A 23,761-nucleotide genomic window follows, 5' to 3' on the forward strand; every position below is an offset into this window, starting at 1 on the left:
TCAGCTCGCCAACAAGACCAATACCCATGCACTTATTGTGACAATTATTATTGCCACAATTGCGCAAAACGCTGTAATTGATGCTGTACCCATTTGGTTGTAGATGGGTTGCAGAAGTCTCCTGCCAGTACGTGCTGGTTGTCACTGTTTGCTGGCTGAAACCAGGTGACCTGCATCGGTGCCTGCTTTGCCCGCTGTAACTGTTTAAGCACAGCGTAGGGGTTAATCACATTGTCGTGCTCATTTACGGCAACAAAAATGGGTCGAGTTAGGTCACTGACGTTTGCCGCTCGCGCCCACATAATCGCCTGATTCATTTCAAACAATACGGTACTCGGGTAAGGGAGTGCCCAGTAGCGCTCACCCACCTCGTCTGCTGGTTTGAGCTCACCATGCTGGGCACCATAGAGCTTGGGCAGCCAGCGGCGGGCGGCGGGTAAATTCATTAATCGCCAGTATTTATTGCGCGGGGCAAAATTTGGCGACAGCATCGCAACCCCAGCAATACTTGCCTGATATCTAGTAATAAGGGGCCACAGCAATGTGGCACCGGTCGAGGATGCCAACAACCAAATGGTTTGTCCGCGCGCCACTAAAAAATCCAACGCGTTAATCACAGCCGCCTGCCAATCATTTGCGGTAGCAGTTGCTAGAAAAGCGCCATCCGATCCATGCCCTGGCAAGCGCAACTTCAACAAGCTTGCATTAAGCGAAGCGGCAAAATACTCAGGGATTGGGTCAAGTTCGGCTGGCGTGGCACTGAGGCCATGCACAAAGAGCACAGTGTTATTGCTTTGGCGATCGAACCAAAGCGTACGTTTACGGGGGTGAATCTGGTGCTCATCCAGCGAATCAACTTGCTCAATCATGAAAGCTCAGACCTCACTTTTTCAAATAGAGCCAAAATCTGCTCAGCTAATTCAGCTTGTTGTTTGTCGGCCAATGGCGCTTGTTGCATTTTGGCAAACAGGCGCAACCACTGCCCTTGTTCTTTTAGCGACAACTTTTGCCACAGCTGCGATTGCATATCCTGCAACACAATGCGATCTCTCTGAGCGTGAGTACGCTGGTCGACGGCTAGCCAAACCACCAGGGCGCGCGCCAGCAATACAAAGCCAAAGTTGGCGTGTTTAACCGGCCCGCATTGCCAACTTTCTTTTGAACCCAGCAACTGCTTCGCCCATCCTAACTTGGCCAGCTTTCGGTCGGCCCAAAATGCACCGGCACTGGCTACGCCAGCGCCAGTTACTGTGCCCATTAGCAAAGAAGTGCCACCAACGGCTAAATCTAGCGCACCGCCGGCCAGCGCACCGGAGGCACCCGCGGCTAACCATAGCTGCTTACGACTGAGCCCCCAAAGCTGCCATGCCTGCTGATTAAACAAGTCATCTTCGGGTAAGCTTAGCTGATCTATTGATAGATCTAGTTCGCTAAACCGATACGCCGAGGCAATATTATGCCAACAGGCTTGCTCTTGCTGGGCCAGCTGGCTTAACAGGCGCTTTTCTGCCGCCGTGCGGGCCAAATCGCCCTGACCAATAACACTAACCTTGAATGATAAGCTTTGGTTTAACAGCCGTGCAATCCAGCCAGCGGCCTCTAACGCCCTGCTCTGGCGGGCTGCAGCCAACACGGCTTGCAGGTCTTGTAATTGGTGCTGCCACTGGGGCGCTAAAATTGAAAACGCATTAAATAGCTGCATGCGCGTGTTAAAACCACTTGCTAATGGGTTAAATACGCGTACCACCTGAAACTGTTGATTCAACACCTGCTGCCATTGCGCCACATGGCGGTCGCTGCCTATGGGGTTGATCACCGCCATGCGTGGCGCGCTCGTCCAACGCAGAAGTTCCATTTCAGGTGCATACACTTCTTCGTAAGGTCGCCCACCATCAACCACATATAAAATGCCAGCACCGTCCACAATGGGCGCCAACAATGCTGCTTCGTCGGGGAACTGTTGGCACAAATTAATATCGGCTAAAAACGATTGAATCGCGTTAGGGCGCTGATCAAGTGGCAGCTCGTCACCACCGAGCATTTCTAACAAGCGTCGGGCGCGCTGAAAACCTGGGGTGTCGACCAAGGTTAAATAGGGCGTATCGGCGACCGACAAATTAAACGGTTCCGCCACCTCAGTGGTACCCGACACTGGACTTATGGCGATGCGCTCATCCTCAGTAAGGGTTGCTACCAGGCTAGATTTGCCACGATTGGGGTGGCCTACAATGGCCAGCTTTGGCAAGTTCATTTCTGCTCCACTTGCCATGTTGGCAAATACCGAGATAAAAATTGCTGCCAGCTTAGCAGATCACTTTGATTGTCAACTGAATGTAGCACCAGCCAGCCAAATTCTTGCGAATTAACAATATCTGCAAGCTCTGCCGTTGGCGTTGTGTGCGCCAGCACATTAACTGCTACAGGGCTACTTGTATTGGTAAGCAATTCGCAGGCTTGTGCAAACGGCAGCGTGGCTAGGTCATCAGGTTTGCCCATACGCCAATAAAAATGTGTCACATCACCAGAGAGAAAACCGCGAGCTGGCTGCTCTAGCATAGGCTGTGATACTTGCACACTTGCTGCTTGCTGAAGCTCCTGACGCTGAAGATGCTGATGCACAGGACCTGCTTCTAGCGCTTTAAGCGAGCGTTTTATCAGCCACTGATAACGTAAACAATCGATTAGCCTTGGCAGCCATACCCACACCACCATGCTCAGCAATAGAAATGACCACCACTGCCGAGTTGCCAGCGCACTCACTAAATCACCACCTTGGCGGTAGATTTGACTATCTACCAAAAGCTGATTAGATACCGTCGCACTGGGTACCAGCCATTGCCAAGGCAGGCTTAAAAAGTTGAGTGCCGAGAGTAATACTTGGTTTGGCTCCAATAATGTTGATCGCCAAACAAAGGTAATATCCGTGACCAAGAGCCAGAATATGAAAGTAATTAGTGCTGACGTAGTAGAGAACAATTGAACTTGCGCCCACCAACTACGCGAGACCAACCAATGTTGCTGCCAAGGCGCCCCGCCTGTGCGCTTTGGCATCATCCAACTAAAAACTTTCACTAACCATGGTAAAACGACGGTGGCAGCTAAAAACACCATCACGTTAACTGTCTGCTCACTGTTCACCAACAACAGGCCGGTGATGAAAGAGGCGCCTAGCATTGCGCCCAACACCAATGCTAGCCAGGTTGCGTAGTCCAACCACGCGAGTTTTGGCAAGGCTGCCAGCGCTAGCTCTGAGCGCTTCTCGCGCCAATACTGACCTGCCGGCGCAATACCCACCTGCTCCTCAAGCCACTTAGCTTCAACCAGTTTACGAACCTGCGACATGAACAACCTAAATAACCTGACACAAAATTTTAACCATACTGCGCCACGCTGTAGAAAAAATGAACTAATCTAATAAGCGATGGGCAGCGCCGCTGCTGGGAATTTACCCTATTTCCACTTAAATATATGCAAAGGAATCTACCATGCCTGTAGCAAAACGATACCTAAAGTCTAAACCGGTGGCGAAATGCACCTTTAAACTCCCCAAAGATGCAGCCCCAAGCGCACAAGCGGTGATGATCGTTGGGGACTTTACCGACTGGCTTGAAAAGCCAATTGAAATGAAGAAGTTAAAGTCGGGTGATTTTAAAGCCGAACTAGATATCGAGGTAGGCAAAGAATATCAGTATCGCTACTTAATCGACGGCGAAACCTGGGAAAACGACTGGGAAGCCGATGCCTATGCACAGGTACCGGAACTAGGTGTAGAAAACTCAGTGTTACAGCTAACGCAATAAAAATGAAAACGCCACCTAAGGGTGGCGTTTGCTTCTAAGAGTTTGGATCAACTAGCCTTTTTGATTGCTCATGTAGCGCTTTACTGTGTCAACAATGGCTTGCGTTTGGGCGTCCACCTCTAGGTTGATTCGATCGCCCACTTTTTTGAAACCAAAAACTGTGCGAGACAGTGTTTCAGGGATTAAGTGGATATCAAAGCTGTCCTCTCGAACTTCGCCGACGGTGAGTGAACAGCCATCCAGGCCAATAAAGCCCTTCGGCAATACGTACTCTTTCACTTGCTCTGGCAATGATAAGCGCCAACAAACTTTTTGCGCCTGATTCTCGATTGCGAGCACTTCGCAGGTTGTTGCGATATGCCCAGAGATAATATGACCACCAATTTCAGCACCAACGGTAAAGGAGCGCTCTACATTTACCGAGTCACCGACTTCGAGCTGCCCTAGGTTAGTCAGTGACAACGACTCGGCAATCACATCAAAACAAACGCGACTGTCATCAATTTGCTCCACAACCGTTAAGCAGCAGCCATTGATCGCAATACTGGCGCCCAGCTCAATATTGCCTTGAGCGATACTCGGTAAGGCAATCGTTAAACGTTTTAACGATTCAACCTGCTCTATTTGCTCAACTTTAGCTAAGCCCTTCACAATACCTGTAAACATAATCTAGTCCGGAATTCGATAGTCTGTTACCTGAACCCACTGGTCACCTGCTCGCTCCCACACGGTTCCAACCTCCGAGCACATCAACAGCTCGGCAATGCTTGGTTCGATACGCGCCATACTCTCTAGTGGTGCAACACAAGCAGCGTGTTCCTGCTCTAAAAACTCATCCGTTTCAAACCCAGAATAAAATCGAAAGCCAGTATCGTTTTGATGCTCGGGGTGATCACGATAGAAAAAGCGAATAGGCATCGGCCGCTCACTTAAAATCATACTAGACGCTAAACATAAATATCCGCTGTCAACCAACATCGTCATCGCGTGCACACCATAGCGTTAAATGAAAGGGGCGCGAATTATAGGGAGGGAATTGCAGCTTGACTACTCCCTGTTCAGGCGAGGTTACGGCTTTTTTTTAGTGAACAGTGTAAAGTAGTAAAACTTCGAGATAGGAAACAATAACTTAGCATCAATGATAGGTTTTTGTTTCAAAATGTAACTTTGCAATACAAAGATCTCATATGACGACAAATTCCCTTCGATGGTGGCCCATTTTTCTCAAAACCATGATAGACTGCGCCGCCGATCGGGATCCAGATTATTTGGCTTTCGTATTGTCAAATAATAAATTAGCGCTAGTCTTAACCTCAGTAAGGAAAATCTAAGGATGACTGGCGACTCGGTCGTACAGGCAGAGAGAGAGGGTATTAATGGATACACAGGCAAAACTAGAAGCGCTTGAGCGCGCAATTGACGACGCTGAAGCGGCAAAACGAGAGTTCGTAAAGGATAATCCAGCGGGCACTGGGGATAAAAAGGAGCGCGCCAAGCTGTACAACGCAGTTGAACAAGCTCGTAAAGAATTGCGCGCTTTTAAACTTGCTCACCCCGAGCTGATGAAGCTCCGCTAACGCAAGCCCTTGCAAGTTAAGTTACACAGCTATCTAATAAACGGAGCAATCGCTCCGTTTTTTGTTTGAGGAAACTATGTCAATCCACTACGTCGTCAACGCTGATCAACCATATGCGCACCTAATTAATATTACGATGCAGGTAGATGTCTGCGACCAAAGCACACTGAGCCTTTGGCAGCCGGTGTGGATTCCTGGCAGTTATTTGGTACGTGATTTCAATAAAAACATCATCGCACTGACAGCGCAGGATCAAGACGGCAACACTCTTTCGATTGATCAAACACGAAAAAATCATTGGCAAATCGCCTGCGCGAACGCCAACAAAGTAGAGGTAAGCTACCAAGTGTACGCTTGGGACCTTTCTATTCGGTCAGCACATTTTGATCAGCAGCACTGCTTCTTTAACGGCACGTCAACATTCATGGCCGTTGCTGGGCGCGAACATGAACCTGTCACCGTAGAGCTGGTTAAGCCTAACCATGACTGCGCCAAAGAATGGGAAGTAGCGACTACCATGCCACGCGATGGCGCAGAAAAATGGGGCTTTGGCCGTTATAAGGCCGATAACTTTGATGCCCTCATCGACTATCCAGTAGAGTACGCCAAATTCAGCAAAGCGAGCTTTACCACGCACGGCATTGTGCATGACATTGTGATCTCTGGCATCCACGACTGCGATATGGAACGCCTAGCGAAGGATCTTGAACCCATCTGCCAGCTGCAAATCGAAACATTTGGCGACGCACCGTTTAGCCAGTATTTGTTTATGACACAGGCCACTGATAATCAATACGGCGGTCTTGAGCATCGCGATTCTACGGCTCTTATTTGCCCGCGTGACGAACTGCCGAGCGAAGGTGAAGAAGGCGTATCAGACAACTATTTAAATTACTTAACCCTCTGCTCACACGAGTATTTTCATAGCTGGAATGTCAAGCGAATCAAACCAGCCGCTTTTCACCCTTACGACCTAGACCAGGAGTCTTACACTAGGCAGTTATGGTGGTTTGAGGGCATTACCAGCTACTATGAACTTATTTTTGTAAGTCGCGCTGGTTTAATTGATCAACAACAAGCACTCGACTACTTGGCGAAAAAACTGACACGCGTTACCCGCATGCCAGGACGCTTTAAGCAAACCGTTGAAGAATCATCGTTTAATGCCTGGACCAAGTTTTACCAGCAAGACGAAAATGCACCCAATGCCATTATTAGCTATTACACCAAGGGCTATTTTATTGCATTCGCCTTAGACGCCGCGATTAGAGCCAGAACTGAGGGTAAACAATCACTTGATGACCTTCTGGTAGCACTCTGGAAAGAGTTTGGAAAACCGAGCATCGGGGTGCCCGAGGGTGCCATTGAAGTGCTAGCAAAACAGGTCATTGACTGTGATTTGCAAGACATATTCGATACTGGACTGCGTAGCACTGAGGATTTGCCTATCGCTACACTACTAAACGAGATTGGCATAACACTAACCATGCGCCCAGCAACTAGCTTCACCGACTGGGGTGGCAAAGGTAGTGAGACAGCAAAACGCTGGTTAGGCGCTAACTTGGGCAATGATGTAATGGGTGCAAAACTCACGCACGTGTTAACCGATAGCCCAGCCATGCATGCCGGACTATCTGCCGGGGATGTCATTATTGCAGCCGATGGACTAAAAGTTGACCAGAACTCGCTAATGAAGCGCCTACAACGACACGACCAACCAGTTCAGGTGATTGCTTTGCGCCGCGACGTGGTGATTGAAACCCAAATCCCATACGCCCTAGCCCCTGCCGATACCTGCATGCTAACTGCCAAAAATACTGATGCGGTGAAAGCTGTGTTAGGCGTTTAAATCAATCGGCTGCTGGCTTGGTTGTCTTCTATACTGTTGTAACACGACTTTTAGGAGCAACGGGTGAATAGCCAGACTCGCCAGCAGCCATTGCAGTTAGCCGAAATAGTCAATCTTGCTCGCGCCACAGCTCAACGCTATCAACCGTTAAGCAACGAGCAGCTCATGGCATTTATTGAGTCTGCTCTAAGCAAAGACGCAACCCTGCTTGCCCTCCATGAAGAAAACGATATCGGTTTAGCACTGGCGCATCACTGCCTGTCACATAACTTTCCACCGGTATTGATGCAATTGCTGAATCAGCTTGTACAGAGCAGTTCCGAGCTAGCCCAACAAACGGCAATCAGCACTTGGCTGGCGATGGCCATCGCCAAAAGAGCAGGACTGTCGACCACCAGTCAGCACGATATTTTTACTGCCGCATTATTGAAAGACATCTCGTTCAACTACCTAGGCTATGAACTATCGCAAGAACAGGCACCCAATGATGAACAGTGGAAGCGCATACGGGTACATCCGCTCATTTCAGCAAAACTGGTTGAATCAGAGAACTATTACAACAGCACGGTCATAAACGCCATTGCACTGCACCATGAGCGGCTTGACCATAGTGGCTATCCACGCGGAGTGGTGGGCACAATCCCCATGCCTTGCAAAATAGTCGCATTAGCCGATCAGTTATATCGCTTAACGCGAGCACGTGACGAATTTAGTTATTTTAAACTCATGGCCTACCTTCGAATTAACAAAGAAGAACTCGCTGACTCAATTATTAATCCGGCCATTGCATTTTTTAAGCAACAAAATGGTGATTGGAAAGGCCCACAAATTGCTAAAACACTCATTGAATCAAGGCTACAAGTACTTGAGCAAGCAACCAATACTTTGCGCCAGTTCACCAGCACCAGCAAACGAATTAACGAGGCTTTTGCACACTTGCAGTATGCCCTGCACCAAGCAGGGCTGTACCATAGTGACCTACTGGCAATGGCGAGCAGTTCAGAAAACCCAAATGAACTAATTGAACTTAATGCGTTGATCGTAGAGTGGTTTTGGCTGTTCAAGCGCTTTATCAGAGTGATACACCAGCAACAGCCAGATCACCCTTTGCGCTCGGAGCTAGAAAGCGTAAACGAGCGCTTTTGGTTAATTGGTTAATTGGCTAGAGGGAGCCTAACACCAACTGGCCTCGCCATTTGGATGGCGCAACAACTGTTCGCAGTTAGCCGATAAAACCCGGTAGCCTACGTTGCCAAACAGAGTTTGCCGACCGCCATTAAGCAGCCAAGATGGACTTCCATGCAAGCGTTGCTTTTCTGCTTGCTGATAATCTCCAGCCAACTCAGCAAAGGCTACGCCAGAAGCGATAGATTGCTGAACAAGATCAACGTCAATTAGCGGTGCGACTAACTCTAACAATACACTTTGACGAGAAATATCTAACGCTTCAACAAAGAACGCATGGCGAATAATCTTACTCGCTTGCATACTCGCTTCATCGCCGAATTCAGCTCTGATGGCCGCCAATACTAAGTGTGCCGGCATTGAGCTTTTTGGCTGCACTGTTCGCCACACATCCTCATTAACGGGGGCATCTGGATAACTAGCCACGCTGTGTTCCACATGTTCGGCAAAACCATGATAACCACCACGGTCCTGCCAACCTTGCGCGATCCGTTGTTCGGTATTCCCAAACAAATTCATAAACTTTGGGGTTAGGGCAATCTGGTCGCCGTAATCGCTTTGCAGCTTATCGTTGCGTACTTGGGCAATCCAAGCCCATACACACAGCACATCACTAAAATAATCAATCTGCAGCATATCACCCCCAGTCGTTAGCCACCGCCTTCGTAAATAATTTTCCACTGATCGTTGTCTAAGCGTAGCAGTAATCGCTTCCATCCTTTCGAGCGATAATTTGAGCTGTCGTATGACTGATAAAACTCTGCCAACACCATGTTGTCTTCACCTGGATAGGCGTACAACCCAAGTTCAGAAAACTCCACATCGATATAGGTCTTCAGACTGTTGACGCGTTGCTTGTATGCCTCCCATTGCTCAAAATTCATGTCATCACTATGGAAGTCATCAGCGTAGAAACTCATGTACGCGTCGTGATCAAGCTGTTCCCAAGATGCGATCCAAGCCGACAGCGTGTCTTTAAGTTGGCTTCGCCTTTGGGCTACCGCGCTGCGCGTTAGTAACTGCATTTCTGGCGTGCTAATCACATGGGTATAACCCACATCAAGGTACTCAGCTAACTTGTCGATATCATTGTTCGACAAAACGATGCAGCCATCACTATCGCGTAGTGGTCGTGTTTTTTGCTCGTAAGGCTCGGCGTGCAACCAGATACCGCTGCCAGTGCGACCTAAGCGCTTATCCCACACGTTGGGATAGTTCACTGGGTAGGCAGCGTTGCCATAAAAATCGTCGAGCTGCTCATCGGTCAAATAGCTAGTGATTCGGTACACTCCAATTGGCGTTTTGGCATCCCCTTCTATTTGCTTACCGTACCCTTGCTTGCCAATAGAAATGGGCATGGTGTCAATCAACATCACGGATCCATCACTCAGGCGACGGTATATATGCAGATTACCCGTTCTGAGTTCGGCTACCAATGCATGTTGATACCGGCTTGGCACCTCAATCAACTCAGCTGGCTGAAGAACTTCATCAAATGCGGCCGAACTGTGAGTGGCAATAATGAGCGCCAGAATCGCACCTAGTACCTTCATAATCTTTCCATAGTGAAACGTTATTTTTAGAAAGCTATCACAGTTTTTATTGTTCGTCGTCTTCTTGTGCCAAGTCGTAAGGTTCTAACTCACTGGCATAGAGTGAGTTACCAATCAGGAAGAGTTTGCCGGTAAAGCGCGCTTTGCCCGTACTGGTAAACTCAAACTCATACACCCGCGACAAACGCCAACCAACATCGGTTTTTAACACTTTAAACCGGTCAAAGGCGACCGAGTCATCAAGCAGCTGAATCCCCTCGGCAAGACATCGAGACTGCGCTAACTGGCGAGCGCGGTGAAAGAAACCAGTATGCTGCCACCACAGCAAAATCACAAAAGCAATTAACAACAGCAAGCTTAACGCAGATAACGACATTGATTGTTTTCCTATTCATCCTGCTTGATAGCCTACTGAGCAAAAACGAATAAACAAGTTAATTACGGGGCACTCTGTACCAAAAATACAACAATGCGTAGTGCTCGCCCTTCTCATAGTCTTTTACACCACCGCCACCGGCAACCTGTAAATAACTATCGTAGGCTTGCCACATTTGATTCGCTACCGGTAGTGGCTCAAAAACTTGTTGAAACTGTCGTATACACCCCAAATCGGCCACCACATCTGCAGCCAAGTTATCGCGCTCGCCCGTGCGCCACCAAAAGCTTAACCAAGCTGCATATTGCACGAGGGCATCATCGCTGTGCCACATCGACGCATAGGCAGCGAGAGACGCTTCGTCCTCCCCGGCCCAACCAGCAAGATGCGCCAGCTCGTGCTGAGCGGTAAACATGGTTAATACAGGGTGCTGAGCTAACGAATAGGTTGGCTGGAAAAGAAATAAATTGTAAACACCTGACACGCGCAGCCTAGTTGATAGGCCACTGAGCATCATCGGGCGAGCATAGCTATAGACCAGTTCTTTTTGACCCACTGAAGCAGACCATCGACTTAAGGCAGCGCTGTCAAATTGCTCAATCGCCGACATCGCACAAATACTGTCTACTTGCTTGCCCAGCGCATTGGTTTGTTCGGCAGCTGCTTGCAACATTAGCTGCTGCGTCTCAGCTGTCATCTGATACTTATCTAACTCTAATTGCTCAGGTAAAGGTGTGCGAAAATGATTAAACCCCCAAAGCAAGGCAAATGCCGCCCACACCCAGCCAGCGTAATTCAACCACGCCAATAAGGTGCGCCCTACTCCCCACAATAACCCCAGCCGATGCCGTGAGGCCTTTGCGAGAGACAGCATTAATAGAATAAACGGCAAAATGACCACAACGGCCAGCAGAGTAATCTCTAGCGTTGAAAAACTAAGATTCCTTGTGACGCCAGCACCGATTGAACTAACAAAAGCATACCAGCCATCACTATAGAAGTTGTTAACGAAGCTGGGAAACCTAGGGGCAACCGCCCATAAAATAGCGACGACGATGGCAACCCAGATCCCAAGGGTTGCTCGCAACCAGCTTGCTTTTTCGCGCTTGCGGCTATCACTCCACATCGATGTGGCACTCCATGCGTAAATTATTCTTTTAACGCATCATAGCAGTGAAAAACAGCGCTGTGTATGGTTGGGAAACTTCCGATAAACAGGCATAAAAAACCCTGCTTAAAAAAGCAGGGTCTTCTTAAATCTTGGTACCAGTGGGCGGACTCGAACCGCCACTCCCGAAGGAATCGGATTTTGAATCCGACGTGTCTACCAATTTCACCACACTGGCAACTTGTGCTGCGCATTAAACCAAAGGGATTGCCATTGCGCAACCCCTTTTTTCACTTTTCCTCAAATAAATCAGTAAGTTAGCCAACTAGCCGTAGCGCTTACCTTTGTATTCAAGCCACCCATCAACGTGACGGCCATCAGGGTCATGGTGCGTCCAATGTACGACTCCACCTTTACTATTCCACTCGTATTCACCGTAGAAAGCGACTCGATCTCCCTCCACCAAACCTGGTAGCCGAGGCGCTAAGTCAATATTGTGAGCAATCAGTAGCGTCTGCCCAGAATCTAGTTCAAGTAAAAATTTCTGATGCTTGGATCCGTCCGTGTCGTCCGGGAGCACTTTCACTACAGTACCGCTGCCATAAACTTGCAGGTCGCTTGTTTGATTTTCAAACGCTTGCTGCAGAACCATATCCTCAACGGACATCTGACCTACTGAACCAGATGGCTCACCCACTTCTTCGCAAGCACTGAGCAGCAATATTGCAGATAGCGCGTAGGCAAGTAACTTAAATAATTTCAATTTATTAATCCTTTTTATTTACTCGGCAATCCTATTTTACCTTATGTAAATCTTAAATCGCAGTGCAACACTTGGGCAGTGGCGGTTTCGCAGGTAAACTTCCGCCATCTTAGGAGAGAGCCATGAATGTAACCGATTTTGACTTTCAGCTGCCAGATGAACTGATCGCCAGCGAACCAACGGCTAAGCGCACCGACAGCCGTCTACTGACACTAGGCTGGGATAGAACCCCAGTTGCCCATAAAAAATTCACGGATATCGAGGATTTGCTGGAGCCTGGCGACCTACTAATATTTAACAATACCAAGGTCATCCCTGCCCGCCTGCATGGGCAAAAAGCCAGTGGCGGCAAAGTAGAAGTAATGATTGAGCGCCTAATCAATGAGCGCACAGCCCTTGCATTTATTCGCAGCAACAAGTCAGTCAAACTTGGCACAGAGTTATTTCTTGCTAACGGTGAAATTAGCGTGACGGTGAAAGATCGTCGCGACAATTTATTTATTATTGAGTTTGCCAGTGCCGATATTCTTGCGCAGCTAGATGCACATGGCGAAATTCCACTGCCCCCATACATGAAGCGCGAAGCAGCAGACGCTGACAAAGAGCGTTATCAAACCGTTTATGCCAAAGAAGCAGGCGCCGTCGCAGCACCCACTGCCGGATTGCACTTTGATGACGAGCTGTTAGCCAAGCTAGCCAATAAAGGCATCGAACAAGCGTTCGTTACCCTACATGTTGGCGCCGGAACATTTTTACCGGTTAAAGTTGATGATGTAAAAGACCATGTCATGCACTCGGAATGGTTGCGCGTACCGCAAGAAACTGTTGATGCTATTCAGGCGTGCAAAGCTCGTGGCGGCAAGGTCATCGCGGTTGGCACAACCAGCGTTCGCTCACTAGAAACAGCTGCTCAGTCTGGGGGGCTAAAGGCGTTCGAAGGTGAAACCAACATATTTATTTATCCAGGCTTCACCTTTAATGTGATTGATGGCCTATTGACTAATTTCCACTTGCCCCAATCTACTTTAATCATGCTGGTCAGCGCGATGGCTGGCAAGGATCGTATTTTGTCTGCCTATAATGAGGCGGTGAAGGAGCAATATCGTTTCTTCAGCTATGGCGATGCGATGTTTATTCACCCAGAGAGGCAGTCATGACCCGCACCTGTAAAATGACCTTTGAGCTCAAAGCCACCGATGGCAAAGCTCGTCGCGGCGAAATCAGCTTTCCCCGCGGCACCATTCAAACGCCTGCATTTATGCCAGTTGGCACTTACGGCACCGTCAAAGGCATGTTGCCACGCGATATTCATGCAATTGGCGCCGAAATCATTCTTGGCAATACATTTCACTTAATGCTGCGCCCTGGCACGGAAGTCATCAAAGAACATGGCTCGCTGCATGAATTTAACGGCTGGGACAAGCCAATCCTCACTGACTCAGGTGGTTTTCAGGTGTTTAGCCTAGGTGAGATGCGCAAGATCACTGAAGAAGGGGTTACCTTCCGCTCGCCGGTAGATGGCAGCAAGGTAGAAATGACACCCGAGAGTTCAATGGCCGTGCAAGCGGCACTTGGCTCTGACATTGTGATGATTTTTGACGAGTGCACACCTTATCCTGCGACTTTTGCCGAAGCAGATAAGTCAATGCGTATGTCACTACGCTGGGCTCAACGCTCTAAAGATGCACATGGCGACAACCCGTCGGCGCTGTTTGGCATTATTCAGGGTGGCATGTACCCAGAGCTGCGCGACATTTCGCTAAAAGGCCTGACTGAAATTGAGTTTGATGGTTATGCAATCGGTGGCTTGAGCGTTGGTGAACCAAAAGAAGACATGATCAACATTCTTGATCACACCGCAGATCAGATGCCTGCCGATAAACCCCGCTATTTAATGGGCGTTGGCAAACCCGAAGACATTGTTGAGGCGGTGCGGCGCGGCGTTGATATGTTCGACTGTGTAATGCCAACGCGTAATGCACGCAATGCCCACCTGTTCACGGCCGAGGGCACGGTCAAAATCCGAAATGCTAAGCATCGTCACGACCAAAGCCCACTAGAAGCCGACTGTGATTGTTATACCTGTCGCAATTTTTCACGTGCGTACCTGCATCACCTAGATAAATGTGGTGAGATGCTAGGTGCTCAGCTCAACACCATTCACAATTTACGTTATTACCAGCGATTGATGGCCGGATTGCGAGACGCTATCGAAACAGGTAAATTGACCGACTTTGTAGATGAGTTTTACCAACGCCGCGGCATGTCGACCCCGGCGCTCGTTCAGGAGAAATAAATGAAAAAGCTATTTGCTTTATTACTAGTCACGCTTCCAGGCTTCTCAATGGCCGCTGCAGCAGCTGCTGCGCCACCTGCAGCTTCGCCATTTCTAAGCTTTGGTATGATTGCCGTATTTATCGTGATTTTTTATCTAATGATCTGGCGTCCACAAGCAAAACGCCAGAAAGAGCACAAGGCGCTCCTTGAAGAACTGAAACCTGGCGATGAAATTGTTACTTCAAGTGGCCTTGCTGGCAAAGTAGTAAAAATCAAAGACGAATTTTTAGTCATTGAACTAACTGAGAACGTCGAAGTTAAAGTGCAGAAGCACGCTGTCTCAGCCACCCTAGTTAAGGGTACGCTGAAAGGCATTTAAGTCTTAAGAACGCTGGCCTGCGCCAGCGTTTCTGTTTTTGTTAACCCTCTCTCTCTGGTGATCAGTATGAACCGCTACCCTCTGTGGAAGTATTTGCTGATTTTAATGGTTATTGCGTTTGGCGTTGTTTACAGCATTCCTATGTTGTACCAGCCAGACCCTGCCGTTCAAATCACACCGGCCTCTAGTGGCCTTGCAATTGATGAAGGCCTACAGGAAGACATGTTGGCCAAACTAGAAGCCTCTGGCATCCAAGTAAAACTCGACAGTACCGTTGAGCTAAATAATCGCAGTGCCATTATTCGCTTAGCCGATGACGACGAACAGCTACCCGCTAAGTCTGCCCTGCAAGACTTGCTAGGCAACGACTGGGTTGTCGCACTGAACAAGGTGCCGACTACACCAGATTGGCTGACTGCATTAGGCGCGCGACCAATGTCGCTTGGCCTCGACTTGTCTGGCGGCGTGCACTTCCTAATGGAAGTTGATACCGAAGCCTACCTAAATACACGCCAAGCCGATAATGTATCAGCCATAAAACGCGACCTGCGTGGCGAGCGCATCGGTTATCGCCTAGTAGATGCCGACCCAGACACGGCACGGGTAATCTGGCTAGGTTTCCGCGATAATGAAGCTCTACGTGACGGCGAGCGATACCTAGAGCGCAATTACGAGCAGTTCACCATTGACCGCACCGACTACAACGACATGCCAGGCCTGCGCCTAAGCTTGTCGGATCAAGAAGTAGCCAACATTGAAGAAGAAGCAGTTAAACAAAACCTAACTACCATTTCTAACCGGGTAAACGAGTTGGGTGTGGCGGAGCCGATTGTTCAGCAACAGGGTACAAACCGACTACTCATTCAACTACCAGGTGTGCAAGACACAGCACAAGCGAAAAAAGTCATTGGTCGTGCGGCCAACCTTGAGTTTCGCATGGAAGCACAACCAGGTGCTTCGAGTGCAACGTCAGAAACCTTCCGCTATATGAATGCAGCACGCACCGCTAAGCTAGAGCGAGACATTATCATCACCGGTGATGTTGTTACTAATGCGTCCGTATCATTCGATGAGAACAACCAACCTCAGGTAAACATCACGCTAAGCTCTGCTGGTGGCGCGCGGATGAACCAAGCCACACGTGGCAACATTGGTCGTCGCATGGGCACCTTGTTTGTTGAGCAGAAAACTCGTGTGGAACGCACGGTGGTAGACGGCGAAGTGGTTGAGACCACGGAGCGCGAAACCACCAAAGAGATCATCAGCTTGGCAACAGTTCAGTCAGCGTTGAACTCGTCTTTCCGCATCACAGGGGTTGGTGATATTAACGAAGCTAATGAACTAGCCCTTCTACTTCGTGCCGGCTCACTGGCAGCACCTATGTACTTTGTTGAAGAACGCACCATTGGCCCAAGCCTTGGGGCTGAAAATATCCGCATTGGTATCAACTCGCTAATTCTTGGCATGGCGCTCGTAGTTGGCTTTATGCTGATTAAATATCGCGCTTTTGGTGCGTTTGCGACAGTATCCCTTTGCGTTAACATCCTGCTAATTGTTGCATTAATGTCGATTATCGGCGCCACCCTTACCCTACCAGGCATCGCAGGTATCGTATTAACGGTGGGCATGGCGGTCGACGCTAACGTGTTGATCTTTACCAGGATTAAAGAAGAACTCAACAAAGGTGCGCTACCACAAAGTGCGATCAAAGCTGGTTTTGAGCGTGCGGTCGTGACCATTGTAGACGCCAACGTGACCACGCTTATTGTGGCTGCGATTCTATTTGCCGTGGGCACAGGTGCCGTTCAGGGCTTCGCCGTCACATTGGCCTTTGGTATCACCACATCTATGTTTACAGCCATCATGCTAACGCGAGCGCTGACCAACCTAGTTTATGGTCGTCGCAATGTTGAAAAACTGGCAATCTAGGAGCAATGACATGAACGGTAAAATTATAGATTTCATGCAATGGCGAAAGATTGCTGGTGCGGCGTCGATTGCCTTATTTGTGCTATCACTGGTGTTCTTAGTCGTGCGCGGCATCAACTTTGGCCTCGACTTCACCGGTGGCGCACTGATTGAAGTGGAATACGTCGAAGCGGCCCCCGTACAGGAAATTCGCCAAACACTCACCGAAGCTGGCTACCGTGACGTTACGGTGCAGCTATTCGGCTCAGAAACCGATGTTATGATTCGCTTTCAAGCCGACAACGACCCTGACCTTGGCAACAAGGTAGTTGATCTACTCACTGCTAGTGGTGCCGAGCTTGAACTACTGCGCAATGAATTCGTTGGCCCATCTGTGGGTGAGGAACTGCGTGACAAAGGTGGCTTAGGCTTGATGCTTGCACTGGCCGTGGTACTAGTATACGTAGCTTTCCGCTTCCAGTTTAAGTTTGGCATTGGCGCCGTCGCAGCCTTGATTCATGACGTAGTGATTATTGGTGGTATTTTTGCACTGTTCCAGCTGGAGTTCGACTTAACGGTACTAGCGGCCTTGCTTGCGGTGATTGGTTACTCTCTAAACGATACTATCGTAGTGAGCGACCGTATTCGCGAAACCTTCCAAGAATCGACTGAAACTGATGTGGTCAAACTGATCAATATCGCATTAACCGATACACTTAGCCGTACCTTGATCACCTCGTTTACCACAGCGTTGGTGCTTATCGCACTGCTAATATTTGGCGGTCAAATGCTGGCCGGCTTCGCCGAAGCACTGCTTATTGGTGTAGTAGTAGGTACCTACTCGTCGATTTACGTATCGTCGAACATCCTTCTGGCAACCAATCTAACCCGCCAAGATATGATTCCACCGTCACGCGAAGAGCCAGACCTCACCGAAGAAAAACCAAGCTGGCTACAAGACGACTAAAGTCAATTTATTGACAAAATCCTTTCAAAAACCCGTCGCTCGACGGGTTTTTTTACACCTAGACATTTGTTATTGTTTTGTTTATAAATACCAATTTGGTACACCGTTCAAATCATAGAAGGCAGAAACCATCTACAGTTCTTGTAATTCGAACACTGATCTGCAAACCGATACCAAATTACATCTTAATGTGTTCTAATTCACATTAATTAACAAACCCAAAACACTTGTCAGTTTTGTGACACAGGACGACCCAATGAAGATACAGCTCGCTCTACTCGCATCAGCAATAAGCTCTGTTAGTTTCGCGCAGTTTGCCATGCCACTGGATGGCTGCGTAGCACCAGCAACACCCTATCAAGGCCTAAGCTGCGCAAGCGATGTTCAGCAAGCCAGAAACTTTGCCAACATTCAGGGCATTGATAATGGCTGGAGTATCTTCGTTGGCGGCAATGCGAACTTCGCCGCTGTCGGTGAAGGTATTGAAGGTAGGCTTTATGTTGGTGGAGAGCTGAATACAGCTAGCACGCTTGCTGCTGGTTACATTGGTAAAGGTTGGTACTCAGCATTCGTGCCTAGCCCAGAAGTGCCAACGGTAATTTATGGTAGCAAAACTTCAAGTACTGCATTAGATCTGACAGAAACCTATGACAATGCAACACCCATAGGAAGCGAACGCATCGCCACGACGTCGGAAAAATCTATTGCAGCCGATTTTGCAACTGACCTAACCACGCTAGCTGAATGCTTAAATAATGACAGTTTCGGAAGCGACACCAAACTAGGCGACTTTGATTTAACGGGCAATACAGTTGAAATTGAACGTGAAGACGGCGCAAATATTACTATCGTTAACATCAATGAAGACGAAGAAGGTACACCTGTTTACAACGCCATGCAAACAGGTAGCCTTGATGTCAGTTTCGAAGATTTCAACAACTCAGGCACCGTGATTCTAAACTTCACTAAGTCTGGTGACTTAGTGTTGAACATCAATTCAATCAAAGACGTTCAAACGGGGCGCGGTGATTTCGGTTTTGATACCGACATGATTCCTCGTATTCTAATTGCCGCCCCAAATGCTAGCTCAGTAACAATCAAAGGTGGCTCTCAGTGGAATGCCTCGCTGCTAGTCGCCAATGCTGACGCTAATATTGCAACAGACTTAACAATTGAAAACGTTGGAATTAATGGCAGACTCTTCGTTGAAGGCGACCTAGCAGTTAACTCTAGCAACGGTCGCTCTTTTAAGAACTATCCTTATACAGGTGGATTCCCGCAAAGCTGTGGCCAGCCTCAGCTCGCTAATAACGATATTGAGGTGACTGCGCAAGCAACTACCTCAAACGGTTCGCCACTTTCCATCGAACCAAACTGGAGCACTGCTCCTGGCACGATAGACGACCCTTTTGATCAAACATTCACTTTTACTCTTCGTAACACCGGTAAGTTTACCAACTATGGTCATTTTGACTTATTGCAAAGCTTAGCAGCCTCTCCAGCCGATGACAGTGTCTTTGCCAACCTCAAAAACTGGCGTTTGGTAAATGATGGTAAGCAAATTGCCTCCGGCACAAACATTAGCAGCGCTGAAGACCTTTTCATTAGCCTTGCAGGCGGCGAATCAGCCACGTTGGAGCTTGATTATCGTTTTATCGATGGCGGTAATTTCTCGATAGAAGCAGGATATAAAACGGCATCAACATCACCTCTACTTTCTGACTCTGATAGCAGTAACGACCAAGCTACATTACATATTGCGTTGACTGAGAAGGATTTTGATCAGGACGGTATTCTAGACAAGAACGAAAAGAACACTAGCCCTAGTGATCCTGACAGTGATGGCGATGGCATTGAGGATGGCGTAGAAGATAGCAACAAAAACGGTATCTTCGAGCCAGGCGAAACAGACCCAATGGACACCGACACCGATGGTGATGGGTTGAATGATGGCGTAGAAGACGCTAACAAGAACGGTGCTGTAGATGATGGCGAAACAGATCCTCGCAAAGTAGATACTGATGGCGATGGCCTAAATGATGGTGTCACACCAACACCTTCTGTAACACCGACTACTACGCCAACGGCAACGCCAACTGCTACGGCGACACCGACTGCTACGGCGACGGCGACCCCGACGACTCCGGTTACGCCAACCGCTACGGCTACCCCGACAACTCCGGTAACGCCAACCGCTACGGCGACCCCGACAACTCCGGTAACGCCAACCGCTACGGCGACCCCGACAACTCCGGTAACGCCAACCGCTACGGCTACTCCAACAACTCCGGTAACGCCAACCGCTACGGCGACCCCGACAACTCCGGTAACGCCAACCGCTACGGCGACCCCGACGACTCCGGTAACGCCAACCGCTACGGCTACTCCAACAACTCCGGTTACGCCAACCGCTACGGCTACCCCGACAACTCCGGTAACGCCAACCGCTACGGCGACCCCGACAACTCCGGTAACGCCAACCGCTACGGCTACCCCGACGACTCCGGTAACGCCAACCGCTACGGCTACTCCAACAACTCCGGTTACGCCAACCGCTACGGCTACTCCAACAACTCCGGTTACGCCAACACCCGTGGATACAGATAAGGACGGGTTACCAGATAATATCGAAGATCCAAACAACAATGGTGTGGTCGACGATGGTGAAACTGACCCGAATAACCCAGATACCGATGGTGATGGTCTAACAGACGGCACGGAAGACAAAAACAAAAACGGTGTGGTCGACGATGGTGAAACCGACCCGAACAACCGAGACACCGATGGTGATGGTCTAACAGACGGCACGGAAGACAAAAACAAAAACGGTGTGGTCGACGATGGTGAAACCGACCCGAACAAACGAGACACCGATGGTGATGGTACGCCTGATGGCTCATTAACACCGGGTAACGACAACAGCCAGGTTGTTGGTGGTAACCAGCAGCAGGCGAGTGACGAAGGCCTACGCACCGCGGTTAGTGGTACAGGCATTGGCAGCTTTGGCGCTTGGTTATTATTGCCACTGCTCGTGTTACTACGTCGTCGAGGTGCTAAATAATGAAAAAATTGATCATTGCAGCGGCCATTATGGCCGCTTCAAACGCCGCACTTGCAACAGAGCAAGCCAATGCCTGCGACTTTAGTAACCCAGGCTGGTGGAACCAATGTATCTTTATCGGAGCAGGATACGGCGTATCACAGCTGCAGCCAGAACCGGTGGGCGACTCCACTTGGCGAGTTAATAACCCTTGGTCTCACGGGCCGGTGGTCCGTGCTGGCTTGCAAGTATTACCACAGATTTTTGCCGAAGCCTCTTTTGCATACTTGGGTTCTGCTGCCGTGGAAAACACAGCAGACGATACAAAAGGTAAAGTTCATTATTATGCACCGGCGATATGGGGTGCATATGAGTTTTTGCCAACCGAATCTGAATGGAACCTGTTTGCCAAAGCTGGCTTAGGAGTAATTCTTAACGGCTTATCGGAAGATGTCGCCGATACAGTTAAGGAAACACCAGCGCAACTCGCGCTTGGCTTGGGGGCGAATTACCAGTTCCTACCTAACTGGATGGCTCGTGCTGATTTAGACCTATACTCGCTTGACGCTCGTTACTTCTCGGTTGGTGCCCAGTACTTATTTGGCAGCACACCAGAAGTTGAAGTCGAACCAACGCCTGAACCACAACCGGTTACCCGCATTATTACCAAAGAGGTGTGCGAGGAGTTTGGCAGTGCACTGGATGGCGTGAACTTTGACAATGATTCAGCCGAGTTAACAGCAGGCGCTCGTAATCGTTTGCTACAGTCGGTTCGAATTTTAACCGAAAACCCTGAACTCTCAGTGGAAATTGGCGCCCATACCGACTCAATTGCGAGTGATGAGTACAATAACGAACTGTCGCAATCTCGCGCTAACGCAGTGTTAAGGTTCTTTATCGCCAATGGCATTGCACCAGAGCGCTTGAGTGCAGTGGGCTACGGTGAAAGCCAACCAATCGCTAGTAACGAAACTGAAATTGGCCGCGCGCAAAACCGCCGTGTTGAGCTTACAGTAAGCCCAGAAGCGGTATGTGAACAGGTGCAAATAGAAGAAACGGTTGCGCCTTAAGTGCACCTCGGTCACTCCCGCGCAGGCGGGAGCCTAGTTGCAATTTTAAATGATGTAGCTAGATCCCCGATAAAACCACTCGGGGATGACTGGCCGGATATTTCCCTCGAAGCGTTCACACTCATTCGCCGCCCATAAAAAAACCCGAGACATAAGTCTCGGGTCGAATCTTTTGCCAAAACGGCTGGGAATCGAGAACCGCCATGGAGTTGTGGCAATCGCCACAACTTAAATATAGCCCAAGGGCAACCCCCTGTTTGGTTTAAATTGTATCGCTTGGTAACGTTACAGTTCCATGGCGGCTATTTTCTGCGACCAAATCTGCGGCCCTGTCTGGTGTACCGACTCACCATTGCAGTCTACTGCAACAGTGACTGGCATGTCTTCCACGTCAAACTCATAAATTGCTTCCATGCCAAGGTCCTCAAACGCGAGCACTTTTGACTTACGAATGGCTTTGGCAACCAAGTATGCAGCACCACCAACGGCCATAAGATAAGTCGCTTTATGCTTTTTGATGGCGTCAATGGCAATTGGGCCACGCTCAGCTTTACCGACCATGCCTAACAGCCCCGTCTGGGCAAGTACCTGCTCAGTGAATTTGTCCATGCGAGTCGCTGTGGTTGGGCCTGCTGGTCCAACCACTTCATCACCAACAGGGTCAACAGGACCAACGTAGTAGATCATACGATTCTTAAGATCTACCGGCAGGCTTTCGCCTTTGTTAAGCATGTCCACAATGCGTTTGTGCGCAGCATCTCGACCGGTTAGTAACTTGCCGTTTAATAATACCGTTTCACCTGGTTTGAAGCTTTGCACCATTTCTGGGGTCAGTTCATCTAGGTTCACCCGGCGAACATCCTCGCTCAGTTCCCAATCAACTTTTGGCCAATCAGCCAAGCTTGGCGGCGTTAGTTCTGCAATACCTGAGCCGTCTAATACGAAGTGGGCGTGGCGAGTCGCTGCGCAGTTAGGAATAATCGCCACTGGTTTGTTGGCAGCATGAGTTGGGCAGTCTTTTACTTTAATGTCTAACACAGTGGTTAAACCGCCCAAACCTTGCGCACCAATGCCAAGCTTGTTTACTTTGTCGAATAACTCTAAACGCAGCTCTTCTGAGCGATTGCTTGCGCCGCGAGCCTGCAACTCGTGAATGTCGATAGGATCGAGCAACGATTCCTTGGCCATTTTCATTGCTTGCTCGGCTGTACCACCAATGCCTATACCCAACATGCCTGGTGGGCACCAGCCAGCACCCATTTTTGGTACCTGCTCTAGCACCCAAGCTGCCACATCATCCGATGGGTTGAGCATGGCAAATTTAGATTTCGCCTCGCTACCACCGCCTTTAGCAGCAACGTGCACTTCTACCTTGTCGCCTGGCACAATTTTGGTGTGGATGATCGCTGGCGTATTGTCGCCAGTGTTTTTGCGAGCACCATCAGGGTCGGCGAGAATACTTGCCCGTAAAACGTTATCGGGGTGATTGTATGCGCGGCGAACACCCTCGTTAATCATATCCTCCAGCGCCATATCCGCTTGCCACTGAACATTCATCCCAACATTGATAAATACAGTAACAATGCCGGTGTCTTGACAAATTGGGCGCTTGCCTTCGGCACACATGCGTGAGTTAATCAAAATTTGCGCCATGGCATCTTTCGCCGCGGGTGACTCTTCTTTTTGCCATGCTTGATACATCGCGTCGATAAAGTCTTTTGGGTGGTAATAAGAAATGAACTGCAGTGCGTCTGCGACACTTTGAATAAGGTCGTCCTGCTTAATGATGGTCATGTGCCCTCTCCAACATTATTTATTATTGTAACAGTAGCTAGTGGGAACCAAGTCACTTGCCCCATATCTTGGTTATCGTTAGTACAACACTACTACCGTCGTGATGAGCAGCAGT

At 49.0% G+C, this 23,761-nt stretch carries 22 protein-coding genes and 1 tRNA gene; 11 read left to right on the forward strand and 12 right to left on the reverse strand.

What is annotated here, in order from left to right; all coding sequences use genetic code 11:
- Positions 1-47: 47 nt before the first annotated feature.
- The 3 genes from DUW71_RS05240 to DUW71_RS05250 are packed head-to-tail and all read right to left on the reverse strand — an operon-like array spanning position 48 to position 3,342.
- Positions 48-869 (reverse strand): alpha/beta hydrolase, encoded by an 822-nt coding sequence (locus DUW71_RS05240; protein ID WP_119394200.1) that lies wholly within the window; start codon positions 867-869, stop codon positions 48-50.
- Positions 866-2,251 (reverse strand): GTPase/DUF3482 domain-containing protein, encoded by a 1,386-nt coding sequence (locus DUW71_RS05245; protein ID WP_158583883.1) that lies wholly within the window; start codon positions 2,249-2,251, stop codon positions 866-868. Before DUW71_RS05245 ends, DUW71_RS05240 begins: the two co-directional genes overlap by 4 nt.
- Complete coding sequence (locus DUW71_RS05250) at positions 2,248-3,342, reverse strand: DUF2868 domain-containing protein (protein ID WP_119394202.1); 1,095 nt, start codon at positions 3,340-3,342, stop codon at positions 2,248-2,250. Before DUW71_RS05250 ends, DUW71_RS05245 begins: the two co-directional genes overlap by 4 nt.
- Positions 3,343-3,485: 143 nt before the next feature.
- Between DUW71_RS05250 and DUW71_RS05255 the strand changes: the two genes are divergently transcribed.
- Entirely contained in the window at positions 3,486-3,800 is a 315-nt protein-coding gene (locus tag DUW71_RS05255; protein WP_119394203.1) for an isoamylase early set domain-containing protein, read from the forward strand.
- 51 nt (positions 3,801-3,851) lie between these two features.
- Here DUW71_RS05255 and DUW71_RS05260 read toward each other — a convergent pair whose 3' ends face one another.
- Positions 3,852-4,466 carry a riboflavin synthase subunit alpha gene (locus DUW71_RS05260; RefSeq protein ID WP_119394204.1) on the reverse strand — a complete coding sequence of 205 codons (615 nt, stop codon included), beginning with the start codon at positions 4,464-4,466 and terminating at the stop codon, positions 3,852-3,854.
- 3 nt (positions 4,467-4,469) lie between these two features.
- Positions 4,470-4,784 carry a DUF2185 domain-containing protein gene (locus DUW71_RS05265; RefSeq protein WP_119394205.1) on the reverse strand — a complete coding sequence of 105 codons (315 nt, stop codon included), beginning with the start codon at positions 4,782-4,784 and terminating at the stop codon, positions 4,470-4,472.
- A 392-nt stretch (positions 4,785-5,176) separates the two neighbouring features.
- Here DUW71_RS05265 and DUW71_RS05270 point away from each other — a divergent pair, with 392 nt between their 5' ends.
- From DUW71_RS05270 to DUW71_RS05280, 3 genes are all read left to right on the forward strand, one after another.
- The gene (locus DUW71_RS05270; RefSeq protein ID WP_119394206.1) at positions 5,177-5,377 is read left to right on the forward strand and encodes a hypothetical protein; all 201 of its coding nucleotides are present in this window, start codon (positions 5,177-5,179) and stop codon (positions 5,375-5,377) included.
- Positions 5,378-5,453: 76 nt separating this feature from the next.
- Positions 5,454-7,226: a M61 family metallopeptidase gene (locus DUW71_RS05275; protein ID WP_119394207.1), complete on the forward strand. Its 1,773-nt coding sequence runs from the start codon at positions 5,454-5,456 to the stop codon at positions 7,224-7,226.
- Positions 7,227-7,289: 63 nt separating this feature from the next.
- Positions 7,290-8,384, forward strand: coding sequence for an HD-GYP domain-containing protein (locus DUW71_RS05280; RefSeq protein ID WP_119394208.1), 1,095 nt, complete (start codon positions 7,290-7,292; stop codon positions 8,382-8,384).
- Between the two features lie 15 nt (positions 8,385-8,399).
- Here the strand turns inward: DUW71_RS05280 and DUW71_RS05285 are convergent, their stop codons facing one another.
- The 6 genes from DUW71_RS05285 to DUW71_RS05310 form a co-directional block, all read right to left on the reverse strand.
- Positions 8,400-9,047, reverse strand: coding sequence for a DsbA family oxidoreductase (locus DUW71_RS05285; RefSeq protein ID WP_158583884.1), 648 nt, complete (start codon positions 9,045-9,047; stop codon positions 8,400-8,402).
- A 14-nt stretch (positions 9,048-9,061) separates the two neighbouring features.
- Positions 9,062-9,964, reverse strand: a complete 903-nt coding sequence (locus DUW71_RS05290) for a L,D-transpeptidase family protein (RefSeq protein WP_119394210.1) — start codon at positions 9,962-9,964, stop codon at positions 9,062-9,064.
- Between the two features lie 46 nt (positions 9,965-10,010).
- Entirely contained in the window at positions 10,011-10,340 is a 330-nt protein-coding gene (locus DUW71_RS05295) for a DUF3301 domain-containing protein (RefSeq protein ID WP_119394211.1), read from the reverse strand.
- Positions 10,341-10,398: 58 nt separating this feature from the next.
- A complete protein-coding gene (locus DUW71_RS05300; RefSeq protein WP_119394212.1) occupies positions 10,399-11,466 on the reverse strand; it encodes a DUF3810 family protein in 1,068 nt (355 codons plus the stop codon).
- Positions 11,467-11,601: 135 nt separating this feature from the next.
- Positions 11,602-11,686: transfer RNA gene (locus tag DUW71_RS05305), tRNA-Leu, on the reverse strand.
- An 87-nt stretch (positions 11,687-11,773) separates the two neighbouring features.
- Positions 11,774-12,211, reverse strand: coding sequence for a DUF3465 domain-containing protein (locus DUW71_RS05310; RefSeq protein ID WP_233546035.1), 438 nt, complete (start codon positions 12,209-12,211; stop codon positions 11,774-11,776).
- Positions 12,212-12,333: 122 nt separating this feature from the next.
- Here DUW71_RS05310 and queA point away from each other — a divergent pair, with 122 nt between their 5' ends.
- The 7 genes from queA (at position 12,334) to DUW71_RS05345 (ending at position 21,852) form a co-directional block, all read left to right on the forward strand.
- Positions 12,334-13,368 carry a tRNA preQ1(34) S-adenosylmethionine ribosyltransferase-isomerase QueA gene (queA, locus tag DUW71_RS05315; RefSeq protein ID WP_119394213.1) on the forward strand — a complete coding sequence of 345 codons (1,035 nt, stop codon included), beginning with the start codon at positions 12,334-12,336 and terminating at the stop codon, positions 13,366-13,368.
- A 14-nt stretch (positions 13,369-13,382) separates the two neighbouring features.
- Positions 13,383-14,507: a tRNA guanosine(34) transglycosylase Tgt gene (gene tgt, locus DUW71_RS05320; RefSeq protein ID WP_119394437.1), complete on the forward strand. Its 1,125-nt coding sequence runs from the start codon at positions 13,383-13,385 to the stop codon at positions 14,505-14,507.
- Positions 14,508-14,867: a preprotein translocase subunit YajC gene (gene yajC / locus DUW71_RS05325; RefSeq protein WP_119394214.1), complete on the forward strand. Its 360-nt coding sequence runs from the start codon at positions 14,508-14,510 to the stop codon at positions 14,865-14,867.
- A 66-nt stretch (positions 14,868-14,933) separates the two neighbouring features.
- Complete coding sequence (secD, locus tag DUW71_RS05330; RefSeq protein ID WP_119394215.1) at positions 14,934-16,796, forward strand: protein translocase subunit SecD; 1,863 nt, start codon at positions 14,934-14,936, stop codon at positions 16,794-16,796.
- 10 nt (positions 16,797-16,806) lie between these two features.
- Positions 16,807-17,742 carry a protein translocase subunit SecF gene (secF, locus tag DUW71_RS05335; RefSeq protein WP_119394216.1) on the forward strand — a complete coding sequence of 312 codons (936 nt, stop codon included), beginning with the start codon at positions 16,807-16,809 and terminating at the stop codon, positions 17,740-17,742.
- 256 nt (positions 17,743-17,998) lie between these two features.
- Positions 17,999-20,803: a hypothetical protein gene (locus tag DUW71_RS17685; RefSeq protein WP_199671158.1), complete on the forward strand. Its 2,805-nt coding sequence runs from the start codon at positions 17,999-18,001 to the stop codon at positions 20,801-20,803.
- Positions 20,803-21,852, forward strand: coding sequence for an OmpA family protein (locus DUW71_RS05345; RefSeq protein ID WP_119394217.1), 1,050 nt, complete (start codon positions 20,803-20,805; stop codon positions 21,850-21,852). Before DUW71_RS17685 ends, DUW71_RS05345 begins: the two co-directional genes overlap by 1 nt.
- 285 nt (positions 21,853-22,137) lie before the next feature.
- Here the strand turns inward: DUW71_RS05345 and DUW71_RS05350 are convergent, their stop codons facing one another.
- A complete protein-coding gene (locus tag DUW71_RS05350; RefSeq protein ID WP_119394218.1) occupies positions 22,138-23,646 on the reverse strand; it encodes a fumarate hydratase in 1,509 nt (502 codons plus the stop codon).
- Positions 23,647-23,761: the final 115 nt, after the last annotated feature.

This window comes from Salinibius halmophilus (assembly GCF_003577475.1).
In the GTDB taxonomy this organism is placed as follows: Bacteria; Pseudomonadota; Gammaproteobacteria; order Pseudomonadales; family Natronospirillaceae; genus Salinibius; species Salinibius halmophilus.

What these genes read in the sequence shown, in the direction of transcription:
- DUW71_RS05290 (WP_119394210.1), bottom strand. Translation starts at nt 9,964, where the DNA reads ATGAAGGTACTAGGTGCGATTCTGGCGCTCATTATTGCCACTCACAGT.
- DUW71_RS05260 (WP_119394204.1), bottom strand. Translation starts at nt 4,466, where the DNA reads ATGTTTACAGGTATTGTGAAGGGCTTAGCTAAAGTTGAGCAAATAGAG.
- queA (WP_119394213.1), top strand. Translation starts at nt 12,334, where the DNA reads ATGAATGTAACCGATTTTGACTTTCAGCTGCCAGATGAACTGATCGCC.
- DUW71_RS05295 (WP_119394211.1), bottom strand. Translation starts at nt 10,340, where the DNA reads ATGTCGTTATCTGCGTTAAGCTTGCTGTTGTTAATTGCTTTTGTGATT.
- DUW71_RS05350 (WP_119394218.1), bottom strand. Translation starts at nt 23,646, where the DNA reads ATGACCATCATTAAGCAGGACGACCTTATTCAAAGTGTCGCAGACGCA.
- DUW71_RS05245 (WP_158583883.1), bottom strand. Translation starts at nt 2,251, where the DNA reads ATGAACTTGCCAAAGCTGGCCATTGTAGGCCACCCCAATCGTGGCAAA.
- DUW71_RS17685 (WP_199671158.1), top strand. Translation starts at nt 17,999, where the DNA reads ATGAAGATACAGCTCGCTCTACTCGCATCAGCAATAAGCTCTGTTAGT.
- DUW71_RS05285 (WP_158583884.1), bottom strand. Translation starts at nt 9,047, where the DNA reads ATGCTGCAGATTGATTATTTTAGTGATGTGCTGTGTGTATGGGCTTGG.
- DUW71_RS05255 (WP_119394203.1), top strand. Translation starts at nt 3,486, where the DNA reads ATGCCTGTAGCAAAACGATACCTAAAGTCTAAACCGGTGGCGAAATGC.
- DUW71_RS05300 (WP_119394212.1), bottom strand. Translation starts at nt 11,466, where the DNA reads ATGTGGAGTGATAGCCGCAAGCGCGAAAAAGCAAGCTGGTTGCGAGCA.
- secD (WP_119394215.1), top strand. Translation starts at nt 14,934, where the DNA reads ATGAACCGCTACCCTCTGTGGAAGTATTTGCTGATTTTAATGGTTATT.
- DUW71_RS05275 (WP_119394207.1), top strand. Translation starts at nt 5,454, where the DNA reads ATGTCAATCCACTACGTCGTCAACGCTGATCAACCATATGCGCACCTA.
- DUW71_RS05265 (WP_119394205.1), bottom strand. Translation starts at nt 4,784, where the DNA reads ATGACGATGTTGGTTGACAGCGGATATTTATGTTTAGCGTCTAGTATG.
- tgt (WP_119394437.1), top strand. Translation starts at nt 13,383, where the DNA reads ATGACCTTTGAGCTCAAAGCCACCGATGGCAAAGCTCGTCGCGGCGAA.
- secF (WP_119394216.1), top strand. Translation starts at nt 16,807, where the DNA reads ATGAACGGTAAAATTATAGATTTCATGCAATGGCGAAAGATTGCTGGT.
- DUW71_RS05250 (WP_119394202.1), bottom strand. Translation starts at nt 3,342, where the DNA reads ATGTCGCAGGTTCGTAAACTGGTTGAAGCTAAGTGGCTTGAGGAGCAG.
- yajC (WP_119394214.1), top strand. Translation starts at nt 14,508, where the DNA reads ATGAAAAAGCTATTTGCTTTATTACTAGTCACGCTTCCAGGCTTCTCA.
- DUW71_RS05270 (WP_119394206.1), top strand. Translation starts at nt 5,177, where the DNA reads ATGGATACACAGGCAAAACTAGAAGCGCTTGAGCGCGCAATTGACGAC.
- DUW71_RS05345 (WP_119394217.1), top strand. Translation starts at nt 20,803, where the DNA reads ATGAAAAAATTGATCATTGCAGCGGCCATTATGGCCGCTTCAAACGCC.
- DUW71_RS05240 (WP_119394200.1), bottom strand. Translation starts at nt 869, where the DNA reads ATGATTGAGCAAGTTGATTCGCTGGATGAGCACCAGATTCACCCCCGT.